Source organism: Bifidobacterium sp. LH_230, assembly GCF_056357555.1.
Genome location: NZ_JBKEWJ010000018.1, coordinates 24,373 through 39,302, shown reverse-complemented (window position 1 = coordinate 39,302; position 14,930 = coordinate 24,373). Strand labels below are relative to the sequence as shown.

General features: G+C 64.3%; 8 protein-coding genes. 3 read left to right on the top strand and 5 right to left on the bottom strand.

Annotated features, from left to right (window positions below):
- Positions 1–27 precede the first annotated feature (27 nt).
- On the top strand, positions 28–1,026 hold the full coding sequence (locus tag AC1A0G_RS09070) for a lipid II:glycine glycyltransferase FemX (RefSeq protein ID WP_476529095.1): 999 nt from the start codon (positions 28–30) through the stop codon (positions 1,024–1,026).
- 100 nt (positions 1,027–1,126) lie between these two features.
- Here AC1A0G_RS09070 and AC1A0G_RS09065 read toward each other — a convergent pair whose 3' ends face one another.
- Positions 1,127–2,764, bottom strand: a complete 1,638-nt coding sequence (locus AC1A0G_RS09065; RefSeq protein WP_476529141.1) for a peptide ABC transporter substrate-binding protein — start codon at positions 2,762–2,764, stop codon at positions 1,127–1,129.
- Between the two features lie 159 nt (positions 2,765–2,923).
- Between AC1A0G_RS09065 and AC1A0G_RS09060 the strand changes: the two genes are divergently transcribed.
- Positions 2,924–5,305 carry an alpha-galactosidase gene (locus AC1A0G_RS09060; protein ID WP_476529093.1) on the top strand — a complete coding sequence of 794 codons (2,382 nt, stop codon included), beginning with the start codon at positions 2,924–2,926 and terminating at the stop codon, positions 5,303–5,305.
- A 7-nt stretch (positions 5,306–5,312) separates the two neighbouring features.
- On the opposite strand, the gene smc is transcribed toward AC1A0G_RS09060, so the two are convergent.
- The 4 genes from smc to AC1A0G_RS09040 form a co-directional block, all read right to left on the bottom strand.
- Positions 5,313–9,011, bottom strand: a complete 3,699-nt coding sequence (smc, locus tag AC1A0G_RS09055; protein WP_476529092.1) for a chromosome segregation protein SMC — start codon at positions 9,009–9,011, stop codon at positions 5,313–5,315.
- A 46-nt stretch (positions 9,012–9,057) separates the two neighbouring features.
- Positions 9,058–10,689 carry a bifunctional folylpolyglutamate synthase/dihydrofolate synthase gene (locus AC1A0G_RS09050; protein ID WP_476529090.1) on the bottom strand — a complete coding sequence of 544 codons (1,632 nt, stop codon included), beginning with the start codon at positions 10,687–10,689 and terminating at the stop codon, positions 9,058–9,060.
- A gap of 195 nt (positions 10,690–10,884) precedes the next feature.
- Entirely contained in the window at positions 10,885–11,259 is a 375-nt protein-coding gene (locus AC1A0G_RS09045; protein WP_476529088.1) for a hypothetical protein, read from the bottom strand.
- A 108-nt stretch (positions 11,260–11,367) separates the two neighbouring features.
- Positions 11,368–12,537 (bottom strand): GmrSD restriction endonuclease domain-containing protein, encoded by a 1,170-nt coding sequence (locus tag AC1A0G_RS09040; protein WP_476529086.1) that lies wholly within the window; start codon positions 12,535–12,537, stop codon positions 11,368–11,370.
- Positions 12,538–12,597: 60 nt separating this feature from the next.
- Here AC1A0G_RS09040 and AC1A0G_RS09035 point away from each other — a divergent pair, with 60 nt between their 5' ends.
- Positions 12,598–14,913 carry an alpha-galactosidase gene (locus AC1A0G_RS09035; RefSeq protein WP_476529084.1) on the top strand — a complete coding sequence of 772 codons (2,316 nt, stop codon included), beginning with the start codon at positions 12,598–12,600 and terminating at the stop codon, positions 14,911–14,913.
- Positions 14,914–14,930 lie beyond the last annotated feature (17 nt).

The window sequence follows — 14,930 nt, the reverse complement described above, 5'->3', positions numbered from 1 at the left end:
CGTCACCAGTCAATCGCAAGGAGCATCATGATCACGCTGGAAGCCGTCACCCCCGAAGCCTTGGAAGCGTCCGCCGCCGAGCACGGCGTCAATCTTCCCATCGAACAGACCGCCGTATGGGCGGCATATCAGGCCGACATCGACGGGCGCACCCCGTGGGGCGCGTATCTGGTCAAGCGCGACGGCGAGACGGTCGCGTTCGTCTCCCTGATCGATTTCGAAACGCACGGCTACCACTATCTGCGTTCGGTGCATGGTCCGACCTGGATCGCCAAGCCGAGCGAGGACGAGGAGCATGCCGTGATCGACGCGCTGGCCGAGGCAGTGCACAAGAAGGACGGCAATGTCGCGTTCCTGCGCATCGACACGTGGTATACGGCCGGTACGGTGCCGGTGCTGTCCACCGTGCCGTACGATCAGACCGTGGTGATCGACGTGACCGGCGGCGATGACGCGATCCTGGCGCGTATGAAGCGCCGCGGCCGCCGCGACGTGCGCAAGTCGCTGCGTGAGTGCCCGGCCGAGTGCGCGGACGAGACCGCTCAGGCGATGGCCGATTTCAGCGAGTATTACGACGTGATGGTCGAGACCGGCGAGCGCGACGGGTTCACGCCGGCTCCGATGAGCGACTATTCGGATATGATCGGCGCGCTCGGCGCGGACCACTGCCGCGTGTTCGCCGCCCGCATCGACGGCCGTGTGGTGGCATGGTCGATCGTGACCGTGAACGGAGCGCATGCGGTGCGCTACTATGCCGGCATGCGTTCCGAGGTGATGCGGCTGCATGTGACCGACAAGCTCCTGTATCAGGAGTGCTGCATCCTCGGCTCGCAGGGCATCGCCGAATACGATCTCATGGGCATCGGCTCCGATTTCGCCCCCTCGCTCATGGGCCTGAACGAGTTCAAGACCAAGTTCACCGAGGAGGTCACGCCGGTGGCCCCGGCGCGCGACGTGCCAATCAAGAAGGTGTTCTACGGCACGCTGACCGCCGTGCAGAAGGTGCGCAAGTCGTTGCGCAAGTAGGCGCGCCCTTCCCTGTTCATAATGCGCATGGACGAAGAGAGGGTGCGGTTTTCCGTTGCAATTCGGAAAGCCGCACCCTCTCTTCGTCTATGCGCGACGGTTACTTCGTCATATCGCGGTAGATCGGGTTGTTCTGCCAGTCGAACTTGAAGTTCTTCAGATCCTTGCTGGCCACGCCGTTCGCGTTGCCGTAGTACAGCGGCACGCTCGGCAGGTCGTTGAGCAGGATCTCCTCGGCGGCCTGGTAGTCCTTGATCGCCGCGTCGGTGGAGGATTCCTGGTTGCCCTTCGTGAGCAGCGCGTCGAACTTGGGGTTCTTGTAGTCGCCGGTGTTCGCGCCGTTGCCGTCGGCCGCGGCGGTCGTGTACAGCGACGTCATGTAGTTCTCCAGCGACGGGTAGTCCGGCGACCAGCCCATACGGTGCGGCTTGTGCAGCGTGCGACCGTCGGTGACCTCGCTCAGTTCGGCGCTTGTGGCGAACACCTGCGTGGCCGCATCGATGCCCAGCGTGTTCTTGATCGAGTTGATGACCGCGTCATACACGCTCTTCATACCGCCGTCCGAATTGTATGCGATTTCGAAGGTGCCGCTCCACGGGGAGATCTTGTTGGCCTCCGCCCACAGCTCCTTGGCCTTGGTCGGATTGTACTTGAGGTTGTCCGCGCCCTTGAGCGAGTCGGAGTGGCCGTTGATCGTCGGCGCCGCGAAATCGGTGGCGGGGGTGCACAGGCCGGCCATGATCTTGTCGCAGATCTGCTGGCGGTTGATGGCCATCGAGATGGCCTGACGGCGCAGCTGGCCTTCCTTACCCGGTTCGAAGTGCTTGTAGTCCTGCGTGATCACGAACATGGTGATCGACGAGCCGGACTGGTTGTACACCTGCACGTTCTTCGCGGTCTTGAGGTTGCCGGCCACGGTGGACGGCACCGCGTCCATCACGTCGAGGTTGCCGGAGAGCACATCGGCGTATGCGGACTGCGGGCTGGTGTACAGCATGAAGTTCACGCCGGCGTTCTTCGCGGGGAAGTTGCCCTTGTAGTCGGGGTTCTTCACCACGTCGAGTTCCTTGTTATGGTCCCACTTGACGAACTTGTACGCACCGTTGCCGACCGGATGTTCGCCGAACGCCTTCGGGTCCTTGTAGAACGATTCCGGCAGCGGGGCGAACGCGGTGTATCCGATCTTGATCGGGAAGTTCGAGTTCGGCGCGTTGAGGTCAACGGTGAACGTGTGGTCGTTGACGACCTTGAGTCCCTCGAGTTGCGCGTCGGAGGCCACGCCCTTCTCCTGCAGCTTGTCGTAGCCCTTGATGTCGGAAAAGAAGTTCGCGTTGATCTGCGCGTTCGTCGCGTCCGCCGCGTAGCTCCACGCCTTGGTGAACGATTCGGCGGTCACCGGCGTTCCGTCGGTGAACTTCCAGCCGTCCTTGATGGTGATGGTGAACTGCGTCGCGTTGTCGTTGGACTTGATTTCCTTGGCGACCTCGTTGACCGGCTTGCCGTTGGCGTCGAAGGCGATCAGCTGGGAGAACAGCAGGTCAAGCACCCTGATGCCCGGAGTGCCGTTGCTGTTGCCGGGCAGCAGACCCGTGGCCATTTCGGTGTTCATCGCGGTGATCGTACCGCCGTCCGCACTCGAGGCTGAATTATCCTTCGTTCCGGTCGAACCGCATCCGGCCAGGGCGAGGGACATCGCCGCGATCGCGGACGCCACGGCCATCGCCTTGGAATGACGCATGTCGAACATAACGTTCCTTTCCTCATGTCAACCTTGTCGTGAATAGGCATACTTCCTTAACAATTCCGGAATGTTACCGACAATCGAATCGTGAGACAGAATCATGGTTATGAACGATGAGGACCACCGCGCAGCCGATATGTGGTAGTGATAGTGGCCATGTCGACACATGATCTCTTCAACGGCAACAATGTTTGCATTACCGTCGAGTCGGACGGACGACGGCTTACGATCGGCAACGCGATGGTCGAACGCGTTTTCTCGTTGGAAGACGGCCGCCTGTCCACGATATCAGTCGGCAATCGCCGTGCGAACGTGACGTTCACGCCCGCTCACGGCAGCGCGGAGTTCGTCATCCGTATGACGCGGAAGACGACCGACGGAGAACCTCGTACCGACGACGACCCGTCGGATGGACGCGAACGGTACGAGTGCTCCTCCGCCGATCTGACGTTGGACGGCGCACCGTCGGTCCGCGATGTCGTGTGTCGCTCGAACGACGTGCGCGATGCCGCGACGGACGGCGGGCAGCCGGGCCGGACACCGCAGCAGCCGGACGGATGCCGGCACGGCAAGGAGGTCGTCTTCTCGTTCCTCCCCTACCATTTCCGCGGCGTCGAGTTCACCATCCGCGAGCATATCGTCATGTTCGACGGCGACCACTACATGCGCAAGTTCCTCGAGATCGCCGTGCCCACAACGCAACGGGACGAGGCATCGATCGACCGCATCGACCTCGAGTCGGTCGCCATCAACCCCGCAACGGACACCTGCTGGACCATCCCGACCGGCACCGGCGGCCTGGTGGGCACCGACGAGTACACGTCGAATCTCGGCCAGCCGATCTACATCGACGGCATGTTCCTCGGCTGCGAATTCCCGCAGACCGACACGCAGATCGTCGACCGGCTCGGCCGCATCCGCTACTACACCGGCAAATCGTTCTCGCGACTGCTCGCCGACGGTCAGGCACGGCTGTCGGCCGACCGGCGAACCATCGTCTACGCCACGTGGCCGACCGTGCTCGGCGCCGCGCGCAGCCGCGACAACGCCGTCATCCAAGCCGATTTCTTCCGCTACATCGCCGACATCGCCACGCCGACCAAGTTCCGCATCCAATACAATTCGTGGCTCGACAACATGATGACGATCGACGACGAGAAGATCCTCGCCTCGTTCCAGGCGGTCGCCGATCATCTGCGCGAGGCCGGCGCACGGCCGCTCGACAGCTACGTCGTCGACGACGGATGGAACAACTACAACGACACCGACGTTTCCGTGGACGAATCCTGTTCCGGCGTCGGTCGCAACACGTCCGGATTCTGGGCGTTCAATTCCAAGTTCCCGCACGGATTCGGGCCGGCCAGCGCCCTGGCGCACCGTCTCGGCAGCAATTTCGGCGCGTGGATCGGCCCGCGTGGCGGCTACGATTTCTACGGCAATCTGGCGAACATCCTGACCGCCAGCGGCAAGGGATCGAGCGCCGGCGGCTCCGTCGACGTCGCCGATCGCACGTACGTCAGGGAGTTCTCCGCGATGGTGCGCCGCTGGCAGCACGACTACCGGATCAACTATTGGAAGTGGGATGGGTTTGCGGATGAGCGGCAGTACGCCGCGTTCCCCGCGACCGACGGCGTACCGGGATACGCGAACCGGCATATGACCGGCGGCGCGCATCACATGTACCATGTGACCGACCTGTGGGAGGCGTGGATCGGACTCATGCGCGAGGCCCGGCGGGACGCGGCCTCGCTGGACATCGACCTGTGGATCTCACTGACCTGCTATGTCAATCCCAGCCCGTGGCTGTTGCAGTGGGCGAATTCCGTATGGCTGCAATGCGCGTACGATCAGGCCGACGCGGGAGCCAGCCCCAGCAAGATGGACCGGCAGCTCACCTACCGTGACGCCGCGTACTACGACTTCATCACGCGGCATCAGTTCCAGTTCCCGCTCGCCCACCTGTACAACCATGATCCGATCTACGGCAAGCACGGCACCGGCATCACCGCCGACACGGCGAACGACGCGCAGTTCAGGAACTATCTGATCACGCAGGCCAGCCGCGGCACCGCGTTCTGGGAGCTGTACCTGTCCGCGAGCCTGATGAACGCCGGCAAATGGCGCATTCTGGCCGATACGCTCGCATGGGCGGAACGCAATCATCATATTCTGCGTCACGCGGTGATGTTCGGTGGCTCACCGAACCGCGCGATACAGCTTGACAGTCACACCAACGGCGACGATTTGGGCGACGCCTACGGGTTCTCCGCGTTCGACGGCACGGACGGACTGGTGATGATGCGCAACCCGTCCACGAAGCCGGCCGATATCGTCTACCGGTTCGACGATTCCAACGGAGTGCCGGCCGATTCGGGCGTCTTCCGCGTCTCGGTCGAGCACTCCTACAATCCGTCCGCGGCCGACGCCGCCACGCCGGGCGATCCGCGAGTGCAGGGCACGCGTGAGTTCGCCTATGGGCGGGACTACACGTTCACCCTGCAGCCGGACGAATCGATCACCCTGCGCGTACGGCGATGAACCGCGCTCAGTCCCGTTCCACAAGCTTCTGGCTGACAACCGCCGTCACGCCGTCCGACCGCATCGTCACGCCATACAACGCATCCGCAATACTCATGGTGCGCTGCTGATGCGTGATGACGATCAGCTGGGCGTGGTCGCGCAGCTGGTCGAACGCGTCGAGCAGACGGGTGAGGTTCACGTCGTCCAGCGCGGCTTCGACCTCGTCCATCACGTAGAACGGGCTGGGTCGCGCGGTGAAGATCGCGAACAGCAGTGCCAGCGCGGTCAGCGACCGTTCGCCGCCGGACAGCAGGCTCAGCTGCTTGACGCGTTTGCCGGCCGGGCTGGCTTCCACGATCACGCCCGTCGAGAGCAGATCGTCCGGGTTTTCCAGCCGCAGCCGGCCGGTGCCGCCCGGGAACAGCGTGGCGAACACCCGCTCGAACGCCGCAGCCGTATCCTCAAACGCCTGGCGGAACACGTCGATCATGGTCGAGTCGAGATCGCGGATCAGCTGCATGAGGTCGTCGCGCGACTTGGCCACGTCGTCGCGCTGGCCGTGCAGGTACTGGTTGCGGGTCTGCAACGCATCGTATTCCTCGGTGGCCAGCGGGTTCACCTTGCCGAGCGCGGTCAGATCGCGTTTGGCCTTCTCCAGGCGCTTCACCTGCTCCTCGCGCACGTACGGCACGGTCTGGTACTGCGGTTCGCTTTCGGCAACGTGGTCATCGTCGCTGTGCTCGGCCGACGTCTGGTCCGGTTCGTCGGTCTGGTCCGGTTCGACCGGCACGGGGTTGCCGGCCTCGTCCAATACTGGCACCGGCCGGTCCGGCCCGTAGTCGCGTACGAGTTCGTCCAACCCCATGCCGAGTTCGGCGGCGACCTTGCCCACGATCTGCTCATAGTCGGCCGTCGCCCGTTCGCGGTTCACGTCGAGCGTATGCTCGCGCATGACCAGCGCGTTGACCGTCGGCTCGATCTCGTCGCGACGTGCGCGCAACATTTTCAGCTCCTCGTCATGGCTGGACGCGGCCTGTTGCAACGTCTCACGCCGTTGCGCGACCTGTGCGACGCTCTGGGCGGCCAGTTCGGCCACGGCCGTGGCGTCGGCGGCGATGCGACGGGCGCGTTCGGCCTTGTTCCGGCGCTGCTCGTTGGCGGCGTGGATGCGTTCGCGCCGTTCGGTCGCGGCCTTCGCCTGATCGCGCAGCAGACCGGCCTGGCGTTGCAATGATGCTGTTTGCCGTTGCGCTTCGCCCCAGGCGAGTTTGGCGGCCATCTCGCCTTCCCGAGCCTCGTCCAACGACCGTTCGAGCACGTGTTCGCGTTCGGTCAGTTCGTCGAAATCGCCGTCGGCCGTATCCGCCGACTGCGCTGCGGCAAGCGCACGGTTCAGATCGTCGACTTTCAGCTGATGCGATTCTCGGACATGCCCGGCTTCGGCGATCCGTTCGGCGGTCGCGTGGATCTGCCGTTCGAGATCGGCGATGCGATCGTTCGTCTCGCGCAACGACTGCGCGGCCTGTTCGATCATCATGCGCGTCTCGGTGCGCTTGGCGGCCGCCTGATCGACGGCGAGCCGCGCCTGATCACGAACGGCCCTTGCCTGGTCGACCTGCTGGTCCAACTCATCGAGCTGGACGCGCAACTGCTCCACCTGGGCGAGCGCCTTGTCGCGACGGGCGGCCAGCGACAGGTCGCTTTGCGCCGGCGATGATCCGCCGACGGCTCCCACCGGGTTGACGACCTCGCCGGCCTTGGTGACGGCCTGCGCGAACCGGCGCGACGGCGCGTCCGCCGGCCGATCGTCGTCAAGATCCTCGGCGGTGGCCGCGATCGCCTCGTCCAACGTGTCTACCGCGGCCACGTCGGCCAGCAGCGAGCGCACGGCGCGGACCACGCCTTCGGCCTGATGCAAGTCCTGCGCGGCCGGATTCACGTCGATCAGTTCGGCGGCGGAACGCCATCCGGGCACCGACGGCACGGCTGCGGCACCCGTATCATCCCCGTTGACCGGATCGTCCACCGGCGTGATCACCACGGCTTTGCCGAGCCGGTCCTCACGCGCGTATTCGAGCGCATGCAGCAGGTTCTCGCGCTCCGGCACCACGAGCGCGCTTGCGAACACGTCGAGCGCGTGCGCGACGGCCTCCTCCCAGCCTTCGGCCACATGGATGAAGTCGGTGAGCTTGCCGAGCGTGGGCACCGTGTCGTCGCGTTCCAGCGCGCCGGACGCGTTGCGGTTCTCCAACGTGTCGGTCAACGCGTCGGCCTTGGCCTGAAGCGCGATGATGCGGGCGTTGAGGTCGCGTTGGCGGTTCTGCAGCTCGTTCAACGCGTCCTGTCTGGCCGCCAGTTCCCGTCGGGCCGTATCGAGCGCGGCAGACCCGTCGTCTTCGGCATGGCGCTTGCCGGTGCGATGCAGCGCGTCGCGTTGCGCGACGACCGCCTCCCGTTGGGCGATCAGCTGGCTGCGCTGCGCTGTGAAATCCTTGCCGCGCGTGTCGGCAAGCTGCACGGCCGACTCCTCGCGGGCGATCATCTCGCGCAGGTTCGCCACACGCGTCTCGCGTTGCTGCGTCATGCGGCGCAGTTCGTCGAGCGTCTGGCGGACCGAGACGAGCTGGCGTTCCTGTTCGGCGCGGCGTTCGCTTGCCCGGTCGAGCGCCAGCTTCCCCTCCTGCGTTCGTTGCATCAGCTCGGCATGCTGCGCGTCGAGTTCGTCAGCGCGACGGTTCAGCAGATCGGGGTCCTCGCCGAAGTTGGTCACGATCTGCCCGTCCAGCGCCCGGGCGCGCTCCTCGGCCACGGATGCGAGCGCGCGCAGTCGTTCCTGCACGCGCGACAGGTCGTGCCACTGCTGGTTGGCTTGGGCGATGGCCGGCGATGATGCGGCGCTCATCGCCTCGACCTGTTCGATGCGTACCTTGACCCGGGCCAGTTCGCGCTGGGATGCGGTCAGGTCGCCGCGCACGTCGGCCAGTTCCCGGTGCAGCGTGTCGCGTCGGCTCATGGCCTGGCGGGCGTCGTCGGCGTAGATGCGCGAGGTCGCGTCGCGTAGCGTGACCTGGATGCCGTCGGCGCGCCGCGAGACGCGGGCCTGCCGGCCGAGCGGGCCGAGCTGGCGGTGGATTTCGCCGAGCAGGTCGTCAAGTCGGGCCAGATTAGCTTCGGTGTTGGCGAGCTTGCGCAGCGCGCGTTCCTTGCGTTTGCGGTGTTTGAGGATGCCGGCGGCCTCTTCGATGAACGCGCGGTGGCCGCTCGGATCGGCTTTGAGGATCTGGTCGAGACGGCCCTGGCCGACGATCACGTGCATCTGCTGGCCGAGGCCGGTGTCGCTCAGGAGTTCCTGGATGTCGAGCAGTCGGCATGGGCTGCCGTTGATCGCGTATTCGGAGCCGCCGTTGCGGAAGATGGTGCGCGAGATCGTGACTTCCGTGTAGTCGATGTCGAGCGCGTGGTCGGTGTTGTCGATGGTGAGCGTCACCTGGGCGCGGCCGAGCGGCGGGCGTGAGGACGTGCCGGCGAAGATCACGTCCTCCATCGCGGTGCCGCGCAGGTTCTTCGCGCCCTGTTCGCCCATCACCCAGGCGAGCGCGTCCACGATGTTTGACTTGCCGGAGCCGTTGGGACCGACTACGGCCGTGATGCCCGGCTCGAATCGCAGGGTGGTTGCGGATGCGAAGGATTTGAAGCCTTTGAGTGTGAGTTCCTTGAGATACATCTGATGTTTCGTCTGTGGCGGCTCCGTGGGAACCGGTCGGATCGTACTACTGCTCGTCGCCCGCGTTCGACGCGTCGTCGGCGTCCTGCTCGGCGGCTTCCTTGGCTATCTTCGACAGTCCGAAGTCACCGAAGTCGTCCAGGTTGAAGTCCGGGTTCGCGTCGGTTTCGAAGTCGCGGTCGGCGTCGGCCGACGGGTCGGCGGCGTCGGCTGCCGTGGTGCCGTCGGCGCGCACGACGGGTCCGGAGCCGAGGTTCGGTTCGACGCGTTCGGCCTTCGGCTTGGCAAGATCGGCGTTCATGCGTTCCTTGAGCAGCACGCGCGCGTCGCCGGCGGTGACGAAGCTGCCGCAGATCAGGACGCCGTGGCCGTAGCCGACGCCCAGTTCGTCCTCGGCGTCGACCATGTTGACGGCCTCCTGGATCGCGTCGGGCAACGAATCCTCGCGGATGACGCGGTCGCGGCCGAACACGCGCACGGCGACCTTTTCGAGTTCCTCTGCCGGCATCACGCGGTCGCGCCACGAGTTTTCGGTGACGATGATCTTGCTCAACACCGGTTCGAGGATGCCGAGGTACTCCTCGACCTGCTTGTCGCCCATCATGGCGACCACGCCGACGAGCTGCTGGAAGTCGTAGTTCTCCTCGATCGCGGCGCGCAGCGATTCGGCTGCGTTCACGTTGTGGCCGCCGTCGATGATGATGGTCGGCGACGTACGCACCTGCTCGATGCGTCCGGGGATCTTCACGCCGCTCAAGGCCTCGCCGACCAGATCGCCGTCGAGCGCGCCGGAGACGGGGATGACGACTTCGGCGGCGGCGAGCGCGGCGAGCGCATTGTGCGCCTGATGCTCGCCGAACTTGGCAATCGGCACTTCCGTGTAGGTGCCCAGCGGCGTGGAGAGCGTGGCGACCTGACCGCCGACAGCGGGCATGCGGTTGACGACCTCCATCTCGTAACCGTCGCGCACAAGCGTGGCGTGATTGCGGCGGGCGGCCTCCTCGAGGATCGGCATGACCTCCTCCTCGTGCGGCTGGCGGCCGATGATGGCGGTGCAGCCGGGCTTGATGATGCCGGCCTTCTGTTCGGCGATCTTTTCGACCGTGTCGCCGAGCCACATCATGTGGTCCATGTCGACGGGGCCGATGATGGCCGCGTCCGCGTTGAGCACGTTGGTCGCGTCCGTCAGGCCTCCCATGCCGACCTCGACGATGGCGACGTCGACCGGAGCGTCGGCGAACTTCCAGATCGCCATCGCGGTGAGCACCTCGAAGAAGCTCATGCGCGGCTTGCCCTGTTCGCTCATCTTGGCGTCCACGAGGTCGACAAGGTCCTTGACCTGATCCCAGATGTCCACGAAGTCGTCATCGGACAGCTCCTGGCCGTCGATGGCGATGCGCTCGTTGATACGTTCGAGATGCGGGGACGTGTACAGGCCGGTGCGCATGCCGTACGCGCGGCAGATCGCCTCGGCCATGCGCGCGGTGGAACCCTTGCCGTTCGTGCCGGTGACGTGGATCACGCGGAACGATTCCTCCGGGTGGCCGAACAGGTCGAGGATGAGGTTCATCCGGTCGAGGTCCATGTTCGTGGTGTTGTGCTCCGGCGGACGGCCCATGATGTCGCGTTCCACGTCGCGGATGGTCTCGTTGTTGCGGTTCGGATGCTCGTATGACATGCCTGTGCAGCTCCCCTCAAGGACATTACTCAAACTTCCCCTAGTGTAATGTCCCGCCCCGAATTCATCCACCGGCTCATTCCCGCGACAATCCTCATAGCGCCGGCGGCGTATCATGGCATGGCGGTTTTGAATGATCACCTTCCTGCATTTCGGCGTGTATGCGAATCGTTCATTGACATCGGAATCATGCTGTCACGCTTTGATGAAACGGCTCGGAACCGACAGGGTGTGACGTGACATGATGTCATACCTAGAGATTTCTCCGGGATTCTTTCCAAGTGTGACAGGACGCCAGTCCGGCCGCTTCCCGGCCGATAGACCATTTGCTTGGAATTCCAAGGGCTTGCGGATTGTCGGGTTTGTCAGGCTAGGTTCCGGCAAGGTCTTTCTCGTGATGTGTGACAGATCGGTTGTCACACCTTGCCAACGATGCCCGGTTCTGTCAAAGAGTGACAACACCAGACAATAACAGCAGCCGCCAGCCACTTCAACGACATTGAGCATGTCTCCCATCCATAACACCGCAGTACGGAGAACAAGAGAAGCCGCCGGAAAATAGCTGAACATAGCATGTCTTGCCTTGGAATCGCGTTACATGTGATTCTGCAATATGTACGACCGACGGCCGTGGCGCTCTCTCAATCAGCCCGACAAAGCACTAATCCAAAACTACACTTACTCGCAGGCGACGCCGTCGCCGTCTCGGTCGAGCTTGGCGCGGTAGCCGGGCTGGCCCTTGTAGAGGGGTGCGGCTCCTGCGGCGCGGGCGGCTGAACAGTTCTGGTAGTACACGTCGCCATTGGTGTCCGTGCCGGCGGTAGCACCTTCGGAACCGGTGTTCGATGTCGACTGCTGGTCGGTGGATGACGGGGACTGGTCCTGCTGTGTGGCATCGTTCGCCGCGTTGTTGTCCGTCGTGGTGCCATCGGTCGTGGCATCGGATGAACCGGTATCAGTCGAGCCGGTATCGCCCGTCGTGTCGTCGGCGCTTACGCCGCCGTGTTCGGGCACCCGCTGGTCGGGGCAGGACGCGAGCACGTTCGCCATCGCGTCATGTTCGGCCTGGGTCACCCACAACGAGTACTTGTGCTTCACACCGATCTGGCGCGCGACGTACGTGCAGCGGAACGATTTGTTGGCCGGCAGCCATGTCGCCGCGTCGCCGTCGCTTTTCTGCTGGTTGGATGGCCCGTCCACGGCCAGCAGATTGTACGGGTCGTTCGCCAGTTGCTTGCGCTGGTCGGAGGACAGCTGCTGCGCGCCCTTCTGCCATGCGTCGGACAGGGCGACGACATGGTCGATCTGCACGGCCGAACTGGTGTTCTGCCCGCGCACGAAATCGATCGTCTTGCCGGTGTATGGGTCCGCGAGCTTGCCGGACGCGACGACGCAGTCATGCGTGTTGGCCTTGTAGGTCTTGTCGGTCAGGTCGCGGTTCAGGATGTCGTTGCGCGTGTCGCAGCCGTTGTGGTCGACGTCGGCCCATGCGGCGCCGAACTGGTCGCGCGAGTATCCGGTCTTCGGCGCGCGTCCCTTGACCGGCAGCGTCGCCAGCACCGTCGTCGCCAGATCGTCGGCCGCACCGCCGGCATCATTCGAAGCTGACGATGACGAATCACCACTCCCCTGCTGCGCCGCCGAATCGTCGCCACCGGTATCGGCACCCGCGTTCTTGTTGTCGGTCGACGAATCGCTCTGCGTCGAAGTCGTGCCGCTGTTCGCGGCATTGGTGTCGACGGTCGACTGGCATGCTCCCAGCGGCAGGCACAGTCCAACGAGCGCAGCCAGCGCGGCGCACCATGTCCAAGTCTTGCGTCCCATCATCATCGTTCTCCCATCCGTCATCGGAACTGTTCATAATAGTAAACCGGACAACTTGCGGTCCGGGTAGCAAAGGGGAACAGCATGGGCATCGTCTTCCACGAATCGGGCAACGTATTCCACATCATGAATCGTGAATTCAGCTACATCTTCACCGTGCTGAAGAACGGCCAGCTCGGCCAACTGTATTTCGGCGCCCCGCTGGCCGACCGCGACGGCTTCGAGCATATGCTGGTCGCCGCGCACCGCGATATGGCGCCCTGCCCGTTCGAGGGCGACGGCGATTTCTCGATGGAGGACATCAAACAGGAGTATCCGGTCAACGGCAACGGCGACCTGCGCAACGTCGCGTGCATGATCGAGACGCCGGACGGCGCGCGCAACGCGGATTTCCGGTACGTCTCGCACCGCGTCTTCCCCGGTAAGCCTCGACTCGACGGACTGCCGGCCACGTACGTCGAACGCAATGACGAAGCGGAGACGTTGGAGATCACGTTGCGCGACGAATTGCTGGATCTGCGCATGATCCTGAGCTATACGACGTACCGCGATCTGCCGGTGCTCACACGCAACGTGCGGTTCGTCAACGACAGCACCGCGGACGACGACAACTGCGCGACCGGTAGCGGCACGACCGGCGGCAGCACCGGCACGGTCACGCTGCGCCGCGCCCTGAGCGCCAGCCTCGACCTGCCGGACGCGCACTGGAGTATGATGCAGTTCACCGGCGCGTGGGGCCGCGAGCGCCGCCCGCAGACGTTCCGGCTGCATACCGGTGTGCAGGAGATCTATTCGTTGCGCGGCCACAGCAGTCACCAGTTCAACCCGTTCCTGATACTGAAGCGTCCGAACACGACCGAATCCGCGGGCGAGGCGACCGGCGCGGCGCTCGTGTACAGCGGCAACTTCCTCGGTTCGGTGGAGGTCGACAACTATCACGTCACGCGGCTGATGATGGGCATCCATCCCGAAGGGTTCGCGTGGACGCTGCGGCCCGGCGAATCGTTCCAGACGCCGGAAATGGTGATCGCGTACACGCGCGACGGGCTGAACGCGTTGAGTCAGTCGTTCCATACGCTGTTTCGCACGCGACTCGCTCGCGGCTACTGGCGCGACCGGCCGCGGCCGATCCTCATCAACAGCTGGGAGTCCACGTACATGAGGTTCGACGAGGCGAAACTGTTGTCGATCGCCGGCAAGGCGCATGAGCTGGGCATCGACCTGTTCGTGCTGGACGACGGTTGGTTCGGCCACCGCGACGACGCGACGAGTTCGCTGGGCGATTGGACGGCGGACCGGCGCAAGCTGCCGGACGGCGTCGACGGTCTGGCGCGGAAGATCAACGATCTGGGCATGATGTTCGGTCTGTGGTTCGAGCCGGAGATGGTCAGTAAGGATTCCGACCTGTATCGTGCGCATCCGGATTGGATGATTCGCGTGCCCGGCCGGGAGCCTCTGCAGGGACGCAACCAGTACGAGCTTGACCTGAGTAAGAGCGAGGTGGTCAACTATCTGTTCGCCGCGATGGGCGCGATTCTCGCGTCCGGCCGCATCTCGTATGTCAAGTGGGATATGAACCGCAGCATCACCGACGTGTTCTCGCAAGGTCGGCCGGCCGCGTTCCAGGGCGAGCTGCTGCATCGGCAGATCCTTGGCGTGTACGCGCTGTATGAGCGGCTGACAGCCGCGTTTCCGAAGGTGCTGTTCGAGTCGTGCGCGTCGGGCGGCGCTCGGTTCGATCCGGGCATGCTGTATTACGCGCCGCAGGGTTGGATTTCCGACGATACGGATGCGGTGGAGCGCGTGAAGATCCAGTTCGGCACGTCGTACGCGTATCCGGTCTCCAGCATGGGCAGTCATGTTTCGGCGGTGCCGAACCATCAGCTCATGCGCGTCACGCCATTGAAGACCCGCGCGGACGTCGCGTATTTCGGCACGTTCGGCTACGAGCTGGACGTGAATCGGATGACGGCCGATGAGCAGGAGCAGGTGCGCCGGCAGATCGCGTTCATGAAAGCGCATCGCGAGCTGATCGATACGGGCGACTTTTTCCGGCTGATCAGTCCGTTTGACGAGTCGGAGGTCGGTTTGCAGCCGGGCGCGGAGGCCGCGTGGATGGTGGCGTCGGCCGATCGGCGGCACGCGCTGGTCGGCTACTATCGCATGATCATGCCCGTGAACGAAGGCTATCGCACGTTGCGATTGGCCGGACTCGACCCGGCTGTGACGTACGCGGTGCGCGACACCGAGTTCCCGTTGCCGGCGTCGCGGTTCACGTACGGCGGCGACGAGCTGATGGCCCGCGGCTTCGACATCTCCGACACCGGGTTCGGCCCGTTCACCACCGACATGTATCAGGGCGACTATCTGACCCGCCTGTTCGAGGTCGACGCGATCTGATCGTCGCGGCCGCCATG

What these genes read in the sequence shown, in the direction of transcription:
- smc (WP_476529092.1), bottom strand. Translation starts at nt 9,011, where the DNA reads ATGTATCTCAAGGAACTCACACTCAAAGGCTTCAAATCCTTCGCATCC.
- AC1A0G_RS09045 (WP_476529088.1), bottom strand. Translation starts at nt 11,259, where the DNA reads ATGTTCAGCTATTTTCCGGCGGCTTCTCTTGTTCTCCGTACTGCGGTG.
- AC1A0G_RS09035 (WP_476529084.1), top strand. Translation starts at nt 12,598, where the DNA reads ATGGGCATCGTCTTCCACGAATCGGGCAACGTATTCCACATCATGAAT.
- AC1A0G_RS09070 (WP_476529095.1), top strand. Translation starts at nt 28, where the DNA reads ATGATCACGCTGGAAGCCGTCACCCCCGAAGCCTTGGAAGCGTCCGCC.
- AC1A0G_RS09050 (WP_476529090.1), bottom strand. Translation starts at nt 10,689, where the DNA reads ATGTCATACGAGCATCCGAACCGCAACAACGAGACCATCCGCGACGTG.
- AC1A0G_RS09060 (WP_476529093.1), top strand. Translation starts at nt 2,924, where the DNA reads ATGTCGACACATGATCTCTTCAACGGCAACAATGTTTGCATTACCGTC.
- AC1A0G_RS09065 (WP_476529141.1), bottom strand. Translation starts at nt 2,764, where the DNA reads ATGCGTCATTCCAAGGCGATGGCCGTGGCGTCCGCGATCGCGGCGATG.
- AC1A0G_RS09040 (WP_476529086.1), bottom strand. Translation starts at nt 12,537, where the DNA reads ATGACGGATGGGAGAACGATGATGATGGGACGCAAGACTTGGACATGG.